Annotated in this window: 14 protein-coding genes; 4 read left to right on the top strand and 10 right to left on the bottom strand. The window is 45.5% G+C overall.

Features of this window, described 5'->3' with window-relative positions; translation table 11 throughout:
• Positions 1-29 precede the first annotated feature (29 nt).
• Positions 30-1,823, bottom strand: coding sequence for a translational GTPase TypA (gene typA / locus PLE7327_RS21995; RefSeq protein WP_015145964.1), 1,794 nt, complete (start codon positions 1,821-1,823; stop codon positions 30-32).
• Positions 1,824-2,058: 235 nt separating this feature from the next.
• Between typA and PLE7327_RS21990 the strand changes: the two genes are divergently transcribed.
• Positions 2,059-2,403, top strand: coding sequence for a hypothetical protein (locus PLE7327_RS21990; protein WP_015145963.1), 345 nt, complete (start codon positions 2,059-2,061; stop codon positions 2,401-2,403).
• A 137-nt stretch (positions 2,404-2,540) separates the two neighbouring features.
• Here the strand turns inward: PLE7327_RS21990 and PLE7327_RS21985 are convergent, their stop codons facing one another.
• From PLE7327_RS21985 to PLE7327_RS21975, 4 genes are all read right to left on the bottom strand, one after another.
• Entirely contained in the window at positions 2,541-2,783 is a 243-nt protein-coding gene (locus tag PLE7327_RS21985; RefSeq protein WP_015145962.1) for a DUF4327 family protein, read from the bottom strand.
• A 294-nt stretch (positions 2,784-3,077) separates the two neighbouring features.
• Positions 3,078-3,320, bottom strand: coding sequence for a DUF4327 family protein (locus PLE7327_RS23805; protein WP_071880629.1), 243 nt, complete (start codon positions 3,318-3,320; stop codon positions 3,078-3,080).
• 223 nt (positions 3,321-3,543) lie between these two features.
• Positions 3,544-5,757, bottom strand: a complete 2,214-nt coding sequence (locus tag PLE7327_RS21980) for a pentapeptide repeat-containing protein (RefSeq protein ID WP_015145960.1) — start codon at positions 5,755-5,757, stop codon at positions 3,544-3,546.
• Between the two features lie 161 nt (positions 5,758-5,918).
• Complete coding sequence (locus PLE7327_RS21975; RefSeq protein WP_015145959.1) at positions 5,919-6,242, bottom strand: hypothetical protein; 324 nt, start codon at positions 6,240-6,242, stop codon at positions 5,919-5,921.
• Positions 6,243-6,590: 348 nt separating this feature from the next.
• Here PLE7327_RS21975 and PLE7327_RS21970 point away from each other — a divergent pair, with 348 nt between their 5' ends.
• Positions 6,591-7,910, top strand: coding sequence for an MFS transporter (locus tag PLE7327_RS21970; RefSeq protein ID WP_015145958.1), 1,320 nt, complete (start codon positions 6,591-6,593; stop codon positions 7,908-7,910).
• 40 nt (positions 7,911-7,950) lie between these two features.
• Complete coding sequence (locus tag PLE7327_RS21965; protein WP_015145957.1) at positions 7,951-9,231, top strand: glycosyltransferase; 1,281 nt, start codon at positions 7,951-7,953, stop codon at positions 9,229-9,231.
• A 114-nt stretch (positions 9,232-9,345) separates the two neighbouring features.
• Here PLE7327_RS21965 and lspA read toward each other — a convergent pair whose 3' ends face one another.
• The 3 genes from lspA to PLE7327_RS21950 form a co-directional block, all read right to left on the bottom strand.
• Entirely contained in the window at positions 9,346-9,801 is a 456-nt protein-coding gene (lspA, locus tag PLE7327_RS21960; protein WP_015145956.1) for a signal peptidase II, read from the bottom strand.
• 75 nt (positions 9,802-9,876) lie between these two features.
• A complete protein-coding gene (locus tag PLE7327_RS21955; protein WP_015145955.1) occupies positions 9,877-10,536 on the bottom strand; it encodes a biotin transporter BioY in 660 nt (219 codons plus the stop codon).
• Between the two features lie 343 nt (positions 10,537-10,879).
• Positions 10,880-11,539, bottom strand: a complete 660-nt coding sequence (locus PLE7327_RS21950) for an SDR family oxidoreductase (RefSeq protein WP_015145954.1) — start codon at positions 11,537-11,539, stop codon at positions 10,880-10,882.
• Positions 11,540-11,697: 158 nt separating this feature from the next.
• On the opposite strand from PLE7327_RS21950, the gene PLE7327_RS21945 reads away from it, so the two are divergent.
• The gene (locus PLE7327_RS21945) at positions 11,698-12,459 is read left to right on the top strand and encodes a DUF1997 domain-containing protein (protein WP_015145953.1); all 762 of its coding nucleotides are present in this window, start codon (positions 11,698-11,700) and stop codon (positions 12,457-12,459) included.
• A gap of 370 nt (positions 12,460-12,829) precedes the next feature.
• Here the strand turns inward: PLE7327_RS21945 and PLE7327_RS21940 are convergent, their stop codons facing one another.
• Complete coding sequence (locus tag PLE7327_RS21940; protein WP_015145952.1) at positions 12,830-14,092, bottom strand: SufS family cysteine desulfurase; 1,263 nt, start codon at positions 14,090-14,092, stop codon at positions 12,830-12,832.
• A gap of 76 nt (positions 14,093-14,168) precedes the next feature.
• Entirely contained in the window at positions 14,169-15,518 is a 1,350-nt protein-coding gene (gene sufD / locus PLE7327_RS21935) for a Fe-S cluster assembly protein SufD (protein ID WP_015145951.1), read from the bottom strand.
• Positions 15,519-15,540: the final 22 nt, after the last annotated feature.

Here is a 15,540-nt window from a genome sequence, read left to right as displayed (position 1 = left end):
TTGTTTTGGTAATGGAATTAACCGATCGCTTATCGCTTGGCTAATTTCTTTGCTGCCATCTTCCGCAAGCGAATCGACTTCGGCGTGATTTCTACTAACTCATCGGGCCCGATATATTCTAAAGCCCTTTCTAAACTCATTTCTACAGGCGTTTGCAACTGGACTAATTCATCTCCCGTTGCCGAACGGTGGTTGGTTAGCTGCTTGGTTTTGCAGACATTCAACTCCAAGTCTTGCGGGCGGTTGTGTTCTCCAACGATCATACCTTTATAGACTTTTGTGCCGGGAGTAATAAAGAATACTCCTCGATCTTCCGCATTTTTCAGGGCGTAGAAAGTGGCAACTCCCTCTTCAAAGGCAATCATAACTCCGTTGTAGCGGGTTTCTACTTCGCCAGAGAGAGAACGATATTCGAGGAAACTATGGTTCATAATGCCTTCCCCGCGCGTTAGGCGGATGAATTCTCCTCGGAAACCAATCAATCCTCGCGCTGGAATGACAAACTCTAGTTGAGTGCGTCCGTTGCCACCAGCTTGCATATCCTGCATTTCTCCCTTGCGCTGTCCGAGGCGTTCGATGCAAGAACCAACTGCTTCGTCGGGAACGTCTAGGACGAGATATTCAAAAGGTTCGCAAGGCTGACCGTTGATTTCGCGGTAGATGACTTGAGGCTGGGAGACTTGAAATTCATATCCTTCCCGACGCATGGTTTCAATGAGGATGCCTAGATGGAGTTCGCCCCGTCCAGAAACCATAAATTTGTCGGCAGAGTCCGTTTCTTCTACTCGTAGGGCAACGTTGGTTTCCAGTTCTCGGAAAAGGCGATCGCGCAGTTGTCGAGAAGTAACAAAGTTCCCCTCTTGTCCGGCGAAGGGAGAATCATTGACCGAGAAGGTCATCTGTAAGGTAGGTTCGTCTACCTTAATCAGGGGCAATGCCTGCGGATCTTCGGGAGAAGTAATTGTCTCGCCAATATTGGCATCGGCAAACCCGGCTACTGCGACGATATTACCCGCACTGGCTTCTGTCAACTCGACGCGCTTTAGCCCTTCAAATCCAAGTAACTTCGTGATTTTGGCTTTGATAATCTCGCCCGTGTCTTTGATCAGTGCCGCTTGCTGTCCTGCTTTGATTACCCCGTTGTGAATTCTGCCAATGACAATTCGCCCTAAATATTCAGAATAGTCTAGGGTGGTCACTTGCAATTGTAAAGGTTTGTTGGGATCGCCGGCTGGTGGGGCTACGTGGTGCAGGATGGCTTCAAAGAGGGGCTGCATGTCTTTCCCTTCATCTTCTAGATTCTCTTTAGCGAAACCCGCTAAACCAGAAGCATACAGAGTCGTAAAGTCGCATTGATCGTCATCTGCCCCTAATTCTACGAATAAATCGAAGACTTTATCGACTGCCCGGTCGGGTTCGGCTTGAGGGCGATCGATTTTGTTAACGACGACGATGGGGCGCAAACCTTTTTCTAGGGCTTTTTTGAGTACGAACCGAGTTTGGGGCATGGGACCTTCATTGGCATCGACAATTAGAATGCTGCCATCCACCATTCCCAAAACCCGTTCGACTTCGCCGCCAAAATCGGCGTGTCCGGGGGTGTCAACGATATTGATTAAAGTATCTTTGTAGCGAACGGCAGTGTTTTTTGCCAGAATTGTGATGCCCCGTTCCCGTTCGAGGTCGTTGGAGTCCATGACGCAAGTAGGCACGTCTTCCCCTTCGCGGAAAATTCCAGACTGTTTGAGAAGGGCATCGACAAGGGTTGTTTTGCCGTGATCGACGTGGGCAATGATAGCGACGTTGCGAATGGGAAGAGACATAGAAATTATGGGTTAAGAGTTATGTATTGAGAAGTATAGATTTCTTAATAATTCTATCTAAAAAATAGCCTGTTATCGTAAAGCCTTCTTGAGTGGCAGCCAGAATTTACTACAACTGTAGTACTTGGTAAGGTTTCGTTACAAAGATTAATTAATTGGGCAGACAACAAGCGATACAATGCTTAATCTCTAGGGATTGTCTTTTGTTAGGCTTGGCGTACTTGGATACATTCTCATGACTCAGATAACGCTTAATCTCGTCCAAGGTTCGGTCTCGTTTAGTTTTACCCCCGAAGCAGCTAGAGAATTGAAGCAGGAGATCGATCGCTTAATGCAAAGTCTCAAAGCGATCGCGGTTAATGTTTCTAGTGGCGGTAGACTAACTCCCCAAAAGTCTATGGAATACCGCTATACTGGCGATGTTTTTTTGGAAATTTTCTGCAATCCCAATATTTACCCTAGTCCTTTTGCTGCTAGAGTGCTCCTAACCGTTCGCGACGATCGCGTGCGACTGATGACGGAAGCAGAACTAACTCGCATCATCGAGGACGTGGAAAGGTATTTAGAACAAGTTGGATAGTAGCGGCGTTTCGCGAAATGTCCTTACAATTTAGGGCAAGCTTGATGCCTGCCCTTATCAACCCAATTTTGGGTATTAATTTTTTTTATCCCATTTCTTTTTTTAGAAACAAAATTCGGTTTTTCTAGTCAAAACTCTCAATCGTTTTCCCAACTCTCATGACTCAAAAGATCGCCGATGCGATCGCGCAGCAAATAGTCGCATTGCTCCAACTCGCACTCCACGCATACCCACTCGCGAGCGGGAATATATTGACAGAGAGTATAGATAGGCTGTTTGCGGCTAATAATTCCTTTTTCTACCAGTTGACGAGCCTCTTCTCTAATGACTTCAATGGTATAACGAGTGGGTTGAGAGGTAGATAACGTACCAGTACTCATAGGAAGCCTGACTTTTTCGTTAAGTAGGGGCTAAAGTTAATCGTAATCGAATTGGCATATCAAAAAAATATTTTTCTGCCGTATACCTAGTTACAATTTTCGGAGATTTTTGAACAAAAGTTACAGAATTGATTTTTTCTTTACAAACACTAGGAGAAAATATATGCTCTAGTCAGTTAGACTAGGGCTATCTATGGTCTATTCAAGGCTAATAACTAGAGTTTTTCTAAAGTGTTCGACAAAGATCGGCAGGGATTGAACTTCAATTAAGCGCGTTTTTGAGGATTTTAAGGATTAGTCGTTTTCCCAGACTTCGCAAGCAATTAAATCTCCAATGCGATCGCGCAATAGAAAGTCGCACCTGTCTAGCTCACATTCAACACCTATCCACTCGCGAGCGGGGATGTACTGGCAAAGCGTGTAAATTGGCTGCTGACGGCTAAGGACTCCCTTCTCTACCAGATGACGAGCTTCATCTTTAAGCGTCTGGAGCGAATAATGGTTTGAGGCAGGCGATGGTAGGGTGTTAACACTCATAGGAGGTTTCATATAAAAGAACAAGGCATATGACTAATTACCTATGTCCAATATAATCCAATTCGCGTGAGTAAAAGAATGAATTTCTGCTGTATATTAAATTACATTTTGTTATCAATTTCTCGACCGATATAGACTGCTCCCTTACCTGAAAGGGATTTCAAAAAGTCATCAAATGTTGACAAAACGCGATCGCTTTTGAGTGAAAGCAAGAGATCCGAGCTTATTTTGGTTTGATCGAACACCGAGGATGATAGCCGCCATTAGTGCAAATAAAATTAATTTGACTATCGCTTAAATTTTTCACGTCTGTAAAATCGACTTCCTCGATATTCGCTTTTGATTCGACGGAAGAGAAAGCGTTCAGAAATGGTTCGGAACTGGTGGAGGGATGAGTAGCAAACAAAACGCCTTGAAAGTTAGCTCCGGCTAAATTAGCGCCTCGCAAATCGGCATTGCCGAGATTGGCGTTAGCGAGGTTGGCATTTTGCAATTGAGTCTTCTGTAAATCAGATCCCGCTAACTGAGTCGAACTCAAATCTGCGCTTTCAAGATTGGCTTGGCTAAAATTGATCTCAGACAAATCCGAACCACTCCAGTCAGATTGAAACAGATTAGCCGAAGCAAAATTTGCCCCTAGCGCTCGAACCCGACCTAGTTTGGCTCGTCGAAGATTGGCGCGAACGAAGGTCGATTCCGCCAAATCTGCCCCCGTTAAACTGGCACCTTCTAAATCCGCCTCAGTTAGATCGGTTTCCAGCAGTTGTGCGCTGCTGAGATTGGTTTCTTTGAGTTGAGCGCGAGATAAATCGGCGCGGTTAAGCGTCGCTAGCATTAAATTCGCGCCTTGGAGAGGGACATCGCTTAAAAAGGCTTCTGCCAAATTGGCTTCTCTGAGGTCGGCACCGCTGAGATCGGCGATCGCATCGTCGAACGTACTCAAAAGCCTATCTTCTCCAGCACTGGTGAAGATACTGCCTCGAAAGCTGGCTTGGCTTAAAAGTGCACTGCGCAAATTCGCCCCCGATAAGTCGGCTCGGTCTAAAACCAAAGCAAAATCGCCCGATTCCGTTACCATCCCGCCGAGATCGATGCGCTGGAGATCGGCGCTGCCAAGCCGACTGCTAGAGAGAACGAGCAAGCGAGCGATCGCTCCTTTCGTCGCTCTCAGGCGCAAGGCAACCAACTGTCGTTCTTGTGGGGCATTCTCAAGAGAAAGCGATTGAAGCTGATTGGATAGGGATTGATTTAACTGCCGCAAGGCAGGGAGTGCCCTCAATCCCACACTTTCCATGGCTCGTCCGATCGCATCCATTAAAGCCGGATTAGTTTCCTGTCCCAATAAATCGACCAGTAAGGGAAGGGCACGAGGATCGTCGAGTCTTGCCATTGCCAGAATAACCGACTTGCGTTCCTCCACGGGATCGGTCGCCGTCGCACCCAAGCGTTCGACCAGCGTCAGAAACGCTTCATTCTTGTCCTCTTCAGACTGTCGCCGATCTGCCTTGTCTTGAATGTAAACTTGCGTAACGACAAAGGTCGTCAACACGAAACTCATCCCTGCCAAGGTAAAAATTAACAAAGTCGTCCCTGGATGTTGGCGCATCCACAACCAACACCCTTTTTGACGTTCCTCGCTCTCTGGCGGTAGGACGACGGCATTGAGGACATCTGGAGGCAGATGGCGATGGCTGTTGTCTGCGCTCGTTTTGGGGTTGTATGGCTTTACTTCTACCGTTACAGACCGATTGGGCGGTCGAACGCGCTGGCGGCGGGAGGAAGCTTGGATATCGACGACAACGGTTTTGGCAACTCGGTCGTGCAGGGGACGACGGCGAGAAGAGCGCAAAAGGATTCCGCCTTCGATCGCGATCGCGACTCCTGCCAACCCCGCCAGCAGTCCCAAATTGGGAAATGCCCCAGAGTATCGCCAGAGCAAGTAAGCGGTTCCCAAGGGCAATCCCCATTTACCCGCTCCTTCGCGCACGACTGCCCGCAATAAACCGGGAGGTTTACCGGAATCGGCGATCGCTCGCACGCCAAACCAGCGCTTGGGTAAGGTTTGACCGGTTTTGCCCAAAATATAGAGTTGCCAGCTCGTGAGGACGACGGGGCTAGTTAAGGCTACCCACCACAACAAATTGGTCAAAGGAGTAACTTCGGGTTGACTCTGACGGCGAGGCAATCCCAGAGTCTGCGCGATCGCTTTCTCTGTGTTGGCTAGCACGGGGTTGAGAGGCACGCGATCGACACTCGAATGAGATTCGATGTAAACGCCGAGGCTGTAGGGAATAACCGCGCTAGCAGTCACTAGATAAATTTCTAGCGTCCATGCAGCCAAGCGTCTCGGAAGCAGGGGAATGGCTTGTAGCAACAGCAGATAAATGGGTTTTCCTTTAGCTCGGTCTTTACCTCTTTTGATGGGTGGGCTAGCCATAAAACAGTTATCAGTTATCAGTTATCAGTGTCATTGGTTATTAGTCATTGGGGATTAGTTAGTAGTTAGTGGTTAGGAGTTAATAGTCTCCGAGTCCCCCAGTCTCCGAGTCTCCCCACACTCCCCACACCCCGGTTCCCCCACTCTCCCCATCTCTCCAATTACTGGTTGGGAGAACGGGAAGTCGTCAAGAACTTGTAAACCAGATATAGAATGACGGCAAAGACAGCGGTACTCAACAGAGAGGTTACTATCTGAAAAATGGTACTTAGTATGGAAAACGCGATCGTCAGCGCGACAAGGGTTACAACCAATCTTCCAGCAGGCGGTAGACTGTCGAACCATTGTTTGATCCGATTGAAGGCGTTTTCTATCTCCCCAGAGGCGTTCGTTGAATTGACAGAGGACGGAGTAGAATCGGGATCGACTTCAACTTCTACATCTTGGAATTTGCGCTCCCCATCGGAGTTACTTTGAGAACTCATAAGCATTTTTGGATAGAGGTTTCTAAATCCACTCTAGATCGACCGTCCTCCTGTTAAATAAATCTTGCTAAAAACTGTTATCTAATCGTCGAACGCCACAAACAATTGGCTAAAAAGACGAGTTTAGCCAAACCAGAAGCGCGTTTATCGATAGCTAAGACGATGGAGCCAGCAGAGTTTGTTCCCGCCATAGCGGGCGGAACGAACCGAGCATCTCTAGCCTAAATAAGTATCGGATGATAAATTGAGAAGCAATAAATTGGGGATAAAATATAAGACTCAGCTTTTTCCTCTGAAATCGTAGGTTGCCAAAATATTGGGATTCGCTCTTAGCGAGCTGCCTTATTTATGCGAACTTTTCTTTTCATTTGGATAGGACAAGTTGTCTCTCTATTAGGTTCCAAGCTGACCGAATTTGCTCTCGGCGTCTGGGTGTATCAGCAAACGGAGTCATTAACCCAGTTTGCTTTTGTAGTTTTGTGCATGTACCTTCCCAATCTGCTCGTCTCTCCCTTTGCCGGAGTGATAATAGACCGCTGGAATCGCCGTTGGGCAATGATTTTGAGCGATTTAGCGGCGGGAATTAGCACCTTGACGGTTATGGGGCTGCTCTGGACGAATAGCTTGCAGGTTTGGCATATCTATCTAGTCGTGATGGTCGTATCTTTTGCCGATGCCTTTCAGATCCCCGCTTATACGGCTGCAATCGGGCAACTCGTTCCCAAGGAACACCTTAGCCGCGCTAATGGTATGGTACAAATTTCCAAAGCGATCTCCAAGATTGCTGCCCCGTTTGTTGCGGGTTTCTTAATCGAACTCGTCGCCCTCAAGGGCGTTCTCCTGATTGATTTCTGTACCTTTACCGTTGCCGCCTTCACCTTGCTATTAGTTCGTTTCCCCACTCTTAAAACTGCCTCTACTCATCCAATTGAGTCACAACGACTATGGCAAGAGATTGTTTCTGGCTGGCACTACATCCTCGCTAAACCCAGCTTACTCGGCTTAACGAGCTACGTGGCGATGACTTATTTCACCATGGGCATGCTTGAGGTTTTATTCTGGCCCTTTATTTTAGATTTCTCCTCTAGTGCCGATCTCGGTCGCGTTCTCTCGATTGGCGGTTGCGGGATGCTTCTCGGCGGTTTGACCATCAGCATTTGGGGAGGACCTCAACGACGAATTTACGGCATTTTTGCTTTCGTTCCCGTACAGGGAATGGCTTTGCTATTGGGAAGCTTGGATGCTTCTCTCTATCTCGCTGCTCTGGGCATTTTTGCTTATTTATTTGCTCAACCGATTATTATCAGTTGCAATCGCGCTATTTGGCAGAGCAAAATCCCTCTCGGCTTACAAGGTCGGATCTTTGCCTTACAGCAGGCTTTAGAGCGATCGCTCTCTATCCTGGCCTATGTCATTGCTGGTCCCTTGGTAGAGCGCGTCATCAGTCCGTTGGTGGTTTCTGATGGTTTCTTAACCACTGGTATTGGCAGACTCATCGGTACGGGAATGGGACAAGAAATTAGACTTCTGTTATTTGCGATGGGAAGCATCCTGATTTTTGTCACGCTGGTTGCCTGTCAACTGCCTCAACTGAGGCGCATAGAAGCCGAGTTACCCGATGAAGGAGATGCGGCTCTTGCAATGGTTAAAGCGCGATCGACGATTTAATTTATACTCGATCGCTAGCCCAATTTAGTCAAGTTACTCGATGAAAATCGCGATTATTACCTCTGGCTTTCTTCCTGTTGTTGATGGAGTGACGGTTAGCGGACTCTATAGACTGCAAAAGCTGAGTCAGTGGGGACATCAGGTTCTATTATTCTGTCCCGATTACAGCGCGTTGGCACACATTTACCCAAATTGGAAAGACTACACGGGCGAAATTTTACCCGGCGTGAGAGTCGTTAATCTAGGGAGTACACCTTTTGTAGACTTAGACTTCGAGCGCAATGTTAGTCGCAATTCTTACCAAACGCTCCAACAAGAATTAGAAAAGTTTAAACCCGATATTGTCCACGTTGACGAACCAGAACGCTTATGCGTCGGATTTTGGCGCATTCCTGGCATCGATTATGCAAAAAAAGCTGGCATTCCCTGCGTTGGTTTTTTTAGAACCAATTTTTTAGAATATCTCGACGATTTTGCCGCTTTTCCCATCGGCAGGATGACAATTTCTTTGCCCGGTTGGGCTATGGCGTTCGTAAAATTCCTGTTTAAAAAATTCCTCTGCTGGGTTTACAATGCCTACGACGCTACCCTGATTCACAATACCGTCATCCATCAAAAACTGATCGAAATTGGCATTAAAAATACGATCTACGAAAATTTAAACGGTTTCGATCCCGATAAATTTACTCCCCATCTGCGCGAAGAAGGATTTTTTGAGAAGAATTTTGGCTTAAACAACTGCGATCGCAAGGTAAAATTAGCTTTTTTAGGTCGTCTAACGCCGGATAAAGGCTGGAACTTTACTATCTCTGCCTTTCCCAAAGCAGTGCGACACATAAATCCTCAAGACATCGCGCTTCTAATCGTAGGCGACGGTCCCATGCGAGAGGAAATTGGTAGCCGACTAGAACCCTTACTTCCCCACACGCATCTTCTTGGCAGAGTTTCCCCCGAACGAATCCCCGCCCTTTTAGCCAATAGCGACATCTATGTCACGACTTCGGAAAAGGAAAATCGAGCGCTGACTATTATAGAAGCTTTAGCCTCTGGACTGCCCATCTTAGCTCCTCGCGCTGGAGGAATACCGCAAGACGTTCGAGATGGTTGGAATGGATTTTTATTTGCTCCACAAGATGCAAACGATTTTGCGAATAAGCTCAAAACGCTGGTAGAAAATCCTGCCCTGAGACAAGAAATGGGAGCCAAAGGAAGGCAATACATTGAAGAATACAACAGTTGGGATAAAACCGTACAAAATTTGCTCGCGATTTGGGAAAAACAAATTGCTAAGAAAGCCAAAGCTATTTCTGAATTTAATTAAAACTATTTAGAAAATGGATGGGAGAAAAGGGATACTTCTGAGACGGGGAGACAGGGAGACAAGAGAAAATTAATCCAAAATCCAAAATGGGATCGCTAGTAACTGGGTAAAAAGCTATCTTCTGGCTTCTCGAAAGCTAGCGATTAAAAGAAAGATAATCCCGATATTAATAAAAATATCGGCTAAGTTAAAAACGGGAAATTGAATCAATCGAAAATCGAGAAAATCGACGACATAGCCAAATAAAAAGCGATCGATTCCATTGCCGAAAGCCCCAGCCAAGACAAATCCCCAGCCCAACTGTTCGATCGCTTTTAGCCTTGGTCCCCACCAAGCATAGCCAATCAACCCCAAACTGACCGCCAGAGATAGCCAGCGCAACCAACCCGATCCTCCTGTAAAAAAACTAAATGCTGCTCCTGTATTTCTTACATAGGTAAAATGAAAAACTCCTGCCCACAAAGACCAGGTTTCATGTAGTTCAAAATTCTGCTCCACCCAGTATTTTGTTAATCGATCTAAAATCAGACCAACAATCGCAACAATCCAGAAAAAACGATTTTTTAACATTTGAAATTGAGAATTTATTGTTGGTTCCAAACGATTTAAAGACGACTAACCAACAACTTCTAATTAATCATTAACTCAATAAAATAATACCCGACGCAAAACGAAAGCAATAACTGAGACAACGCAGATAAGAACCATTTGACCCGGTAAAGGAGCAATAGAGTAGCGATTAATCAATTCTGGCAAATTTTCCAGAGAAACGAAGAGATCGCCTGCCGAATCAAAGAGAGATAAACCGACCAAATAGATTAACCCGCAAAAATGGATCGCAAACAAACCGCAAAGGGCGCTACCTGCCAAAGACTCTAATTTTGTCCTGTGACGAAATGCGATCGCACCGCACAACCAAGCGCCAGGAATGAATCCTACTAGATAGCCAAAGCTAGGCTCTCTAACATATTCTAGACCGCCACCGCGACCAAAAATTGGCAACCACAGCAATCCAAGGACAACATAGGCAATTTGAGAAAGCGCTCCGGCATTTTTTCCCCCCAAGCACCCTGTCAGCAGAACTGCACCAATCTGGCAGGTAATACCGAGAGACTGAGAAAACATCCCTCGATCCGCCCAATCCCAAGGCGGATTAGTAATAAATGCTTCAATGAACGTCCCGAAAATGGTCAACAGCAGACCAATTAGCGCCCAGAGAAGCTCGTTGAGTCCTGACACGTTGATGATTAGTTCTCGATTCTGAGAGAGATGTTTTCTAGCGTAAGTTCGTCGGTTGATATTCACCAGGAATTAGGGCTTCACTGCTTTGCAGTCTTAGGGATTCTAGCACAGCATGCTCCTCTTCTGGAAATTGTTCCAACAGTAGTGAGGTAGCGTCCGATTAGCATGACATTAATTCCGGTTTTTAGTTCCGCGAGCCAGGTTCTTCTTTTATTAATTGCGAACTGATAATTGCGAAACGACGCGGACTCCCACAAAGTGAAGGAGCATCGGCGCATTGGTAGTTGACTAATTGCGAACTGATAATTGTAATTGCGAATTACAAATTGGTTAATTCTTGCCCTCCAGAATCTTGACTCGAACGGCTTCCTCAGAGAAGTTGTACGTCGCGTTAATTTAGCATCCCTTAAGCGACAGTGGCAAACAATTGTTCCCAATCCATTTGCATCGCATCGGGTCGAGCGACTATCTCTACGATTTTATTGCGTGCTGCGGGTTGCATCAGAGATTCTACGCAAACTTGTGCTACCTTAGTCCGAGAAATACTGCCATCAAACAGGGTATCTGCTGATGACATCACAATTGAATCTGCGTTATCTTCATTTTTAAGACCACCAGGGCGAACGATTGTATAAGTTAAGCCGCTGTTCTGGAGATACATTTCTCCCTGTTTCTTCCAATAGAGAATTAACCAAAACAAGTTAAGAGGATGAAAAAATTTGGAAGTGCACAAAGAGGAAACCAAAACAAAATGTTCGATTCCTTTGGCTTTGGCAACATCAACCAAATTTTTTACGCCTTGATAATCTACTTGATAAGGACCGGTGGGATCTAAGCTGGGTTTAGCTCCCGTCGCACATAGAAGAACTGTACTGTCGGCAATGGCTTCTCCTAAAGTTTCTGGCTTGAGGACATCGCCAAGGACTAACTCTGCCTCTACTGGCAAAATTTCTTTTCCTGCCTCCAAATCTCTTACCAAAGCTCGAACGGGAATATTCTTAGCGACTAAAGCTTGTACGATTCGCCGTCCTGTTTGTCCGGTTGCTCCTGCTACAAATGCTTTCATGTCAATTTCCTGTACTCTTGCCTAGTTTTAATCTAGCGAAGATCGCTAATTTATATTTGGTTTTTAGTATTGCCGAGTCAAGGAAAGCTCATAACAAATAGCCGGAAAATGCCATTCATCAATTGAGGTAAACATAGATCGTTGTTAAAGGGGATTTTATGCAGTGCAAAGCGACTAACCATCAAGCCATTGATTTCTCTCAAAAGCCTTATGATGAAACCTTAAATTTAGAGGGATCGCCAACCACACTAGAAGTAGCAAAAGCTGCGACTGTCCGCTTTCAAACGCATTTTGAAGGTCACATGGAGATGTACGGCGATGCTCGATTGGTGGCTGAGTATCTCGATGCTCATGAAGAATGGTTCTGTCGTTGCGCCCAACCGATGAAGGTAGAACCCATTGAAGACAATGGCTATATCTTGACAATTGGTAAATTTGGGGCTTTTGGCTATGAGGTGGAACCCAAAATTGCCGTCGTCCTTCAGCCTCCGAAGAACGCGATTTATGTGATGAATAGCATTCCGGTGCCGGATTACCAAGCTCCCGGCTATGAGGTTGACTATCAAGCTTCGATGGAACTGGTAGAAATCCCCGTAGATTTATCAGAGTCGGGAATTGCTGCGGCTTTTAGAAAGAAAAACAGATTCAAACTGCCATCGGTTATTACTAAAGTTAGATGGCAATTACATATGGATGTGGCAGTGCAGTTTCCCAAGTTCATCTACAAGTTACCTTCATCTCTCATCCAAAAAACGGGCGATCGTCTCCTTGCCCAAATTGTGCGTCAGGTTTCTCCTCGTCTAACTCAAAAAGTCCAGCAAGATTTCCATGCTCGCTTTAACTTACCCCTACCGCCAAAAAACGCCAGTGACTTGCAGAGAATTTCAATTTCTCAAGAAGAAGAGAATATGGCAGCTTAAGGGCGCTGTTTAGCTTCGCCTAAACGCGCGCGCGGCTAGGCGCTCACACATATTTAGCTGATGTGCCTAACATAGGCACATCAGCTTAGCTTTCCCGCTTCAAAAAATCTCTGTACATCTGCGTCTGTGCGCGAACAATTATATCGGTTTGAAAAATGTTGGCGACAGATAGATCTCTAAAACGCTCATTAGAAGTACCTTTCAAAATCTGCGTCTGGGCAGTCGCCGCACGCTGCTGGAATTAACGAAGTGCAAGGTACTCCGCCGTCTCACGGCGGAGTACCTTGCACTTCCAGCTCAACAGCGACCAAAACCGCCGCGCAGAACTTTGTTCGAGCAGCACAAAATCCAAAATCCAAAATGGTATTACTTACTCCATCACGCTATTAAAGAAATCAATCGTTTCTTTCAACACCTTAATAAAGACATCAATTTCCTCGCGAGTATTGTAAAAAGATAAACTCGCTCTTGCACTTCCCGATGCTTCAAATAGTCGATGCAATGGTTGAGTACAATGATGTCCCGAACGAATTGCGATTCCCTCTTGATCCAACAAAGTAGATAAGTCGCTAGCATGAATTTCTCTTACATTAAAAGATGCTAGCGCTGCCCTTATTTTTCCATCTTTTGTAGGTTTTGGTCCGTATATTCTCAAGTTAGGAATTTGCTCTAATTTCTCAAACAGATAAGTCGTCAATTCTACTTCGTAGGCATGGATTTTATCCATTCCTATTGTGGTTAAATAATCGACGGCTGCACCGAGCGCGATCGCTTCGCCAATGGCAGGCGTTCCGGCTTCAAATTTATGAGGCACTTCTCCACAGGTAAAGTGGTCTAAAAATACCTCAGAAATCATCTCACCGCCGCCTAAAAAGGGAGGCATTTCCTCTAATAATTCTTGCTTGCCATAGAGAAAACCAACTCCCGTCGGAGCGCACATTTTATGACCGCTAGCTACTAGCCAATCGCATCCGATTGCTTGCACGTCAACGGGCATATGGGGAACGCTCTGGCAGGCATCAATTAAGACTTTAGCGCCATTTTTATGAGCAATTGAAACTATCTTTTCGACTGGATTAATACAACCCAATGTATTAGAAACGTGAACGATCGCAACCAGTTTTGTTTTCTCAGAAAGTAAAGAATTAAAGTGTTCTAAATCTAATTCTTCTGTATCCGTCAGTCCTACATATTTGATAACAGCGCCCGTTTTTTGAGCGATAATTTGCCAAGGGACAAGATTGCTGTGATGCTCCATTACCGAGAGAAGAATTTCATCTCCTGCTTTGAGATGATTGAGTCCCCAACTATAGGCGACTAAATTAATCGCTTCTGTCGCGTTGCGAGTAAAAACGATTTCTTGGCGCGAAGCCGCATTGACAAATTTAGCAACTTTATCTCTTGCACTTTCATAGGCTTCGGTTGCTCTGACGCTTAGAGTATGAGCACCTCTGTGAACGTTAGCATTATCCCGCTCGTAGTAATTGCGTAGGGTATCGAGCACCGCTAGAGGTTTCTGAGAAGTGGCGGCGCTATCAAGATAAATTAGTGGTTTTCCGTTAACTTCCTGATGCAAAATTGGGAAGTCAGAACGAACTTTATTGGCGAGAATTTTTTCTTGAATTAGAGTCATTTTTCATTGGTTATTTGTTATTAGTTATTTGTTATTGGTTGTCTGAGCCAGGTAACAAACAACAACCAATAACGATTTAATTCTTTACTTTTTGAGCGATGAGTTGAGTGAGTTTTTGACGCAGAGATTCGATGGAAATGCGCTCCAAAATCTCAGCAGCAAAAGCATCGACTAGCAAGCGACGCGAATCCGCTTCTGTCAAACCGCGACTGCGCAGATAGAAGACTTCATCGGCTTCTAGCTGACTCACGGTAGCGCCGTGGGAACATTTAACATTATCTGCAGTAATCTGTAACTCTGGCTTGGTATTAACTCTAGCTTTGGGAGACAACAGCAAATTGCGATTTAACTGAGCTGCATTCGTCAGTTGTGCCGCTTTCGGAACAAAAACTTTGCCATTGAAAACGGCATGAGCGCTCCCATCAATAATACACTTATGCAGTTGATCGGTCGTTCCGTGGGGTTTGGTCAGAAAAATCGCGCTGTGGGTATCCGACACCTGTTCGCCAGAAATCGCCACTAACCCATTTAGGTGCGTGGTCGTTTGTTCTCCCGTCTGAAATATATCTAAATTATTGCGATACAGTTTTCCACCTAGATTAATCTCATTACAAGTGTAGCGGCTGTCGCGGGCTTGCGCGATCGCGTTCTTGGCAATGTGGAAGCCAGTAGCCGACTCCTGTTGAATGCGGTTGTGCCTGACTTGGGCGTTGTCTTGCACCCAAATCTCTGTCACCGCGTTGGTAAAGTAAGGTGTATTCTTCCCCACTGCCCCATAAAATTCTACCAATTCTAGGCTAGATCCCGTTTCAGCTACTACCAACAAGCGCGGCTGAGAAAAGCTAGGGGACGAACCAGAGACAGAAAGAAAAAGAACTTGAATTGGCGTTTCGACGATGACGTTGGGATTCGCCCAAATCACTGCTACATCTATTAATCCAGATGTATTAAGCGCAGTAAAGATTTCAGTTGCGTCTTCTTGTCGGGCTAAATACTTGACAATTTTATCATTCTGTGCATCTGGCAAATCGACTAAGTTGCCAACGTAGACGCTTTCTGGCAATCCCGACACATCAGACAATTCGGGCGAATAAAAGCCGTTGACGAAGACGATTCGACTTTGCTTGGCTTCTGGTAAAGTCAATCTTTCTAGATCGCCAGCAGCAACCGTTGCTTTTTCTGCTACTTGAAAGCTAATTTGTAGCAAATCCGATAAATCGGTGAAGCGCCATTCTTCATCTCTTTTGCTAGGTATTCGCGATTCTAATACTTGAGAAACGGCTTGTCGGCGCAATTCTTCTATCTTATCTGCGATCGCGATATTTTCAACCGTTTTTTTCGCTTCGCATTTTTTCAGTAAATTTCTGAGGTAAGCATCACTTGTCAACCTAGTTTCTTCAGTTTTTAATATCGCTGTCGTACTCATTTTTTGATTTCTGACTTTTGAC

It is taken from the genome of Pleurocapsa sp. PCC 7327 (assembly GCF_000317025.1).
In the GTDB taxonomy this organism is placed as follows: Bacteria; Cyanobacteriota; Cyanobacteriia; order Cyanobacteriales; family Microcystaceae; genus Hydrococcus.
This window is presented reverse-complemented; position numbering and strand designations above follow the sequence as displayed.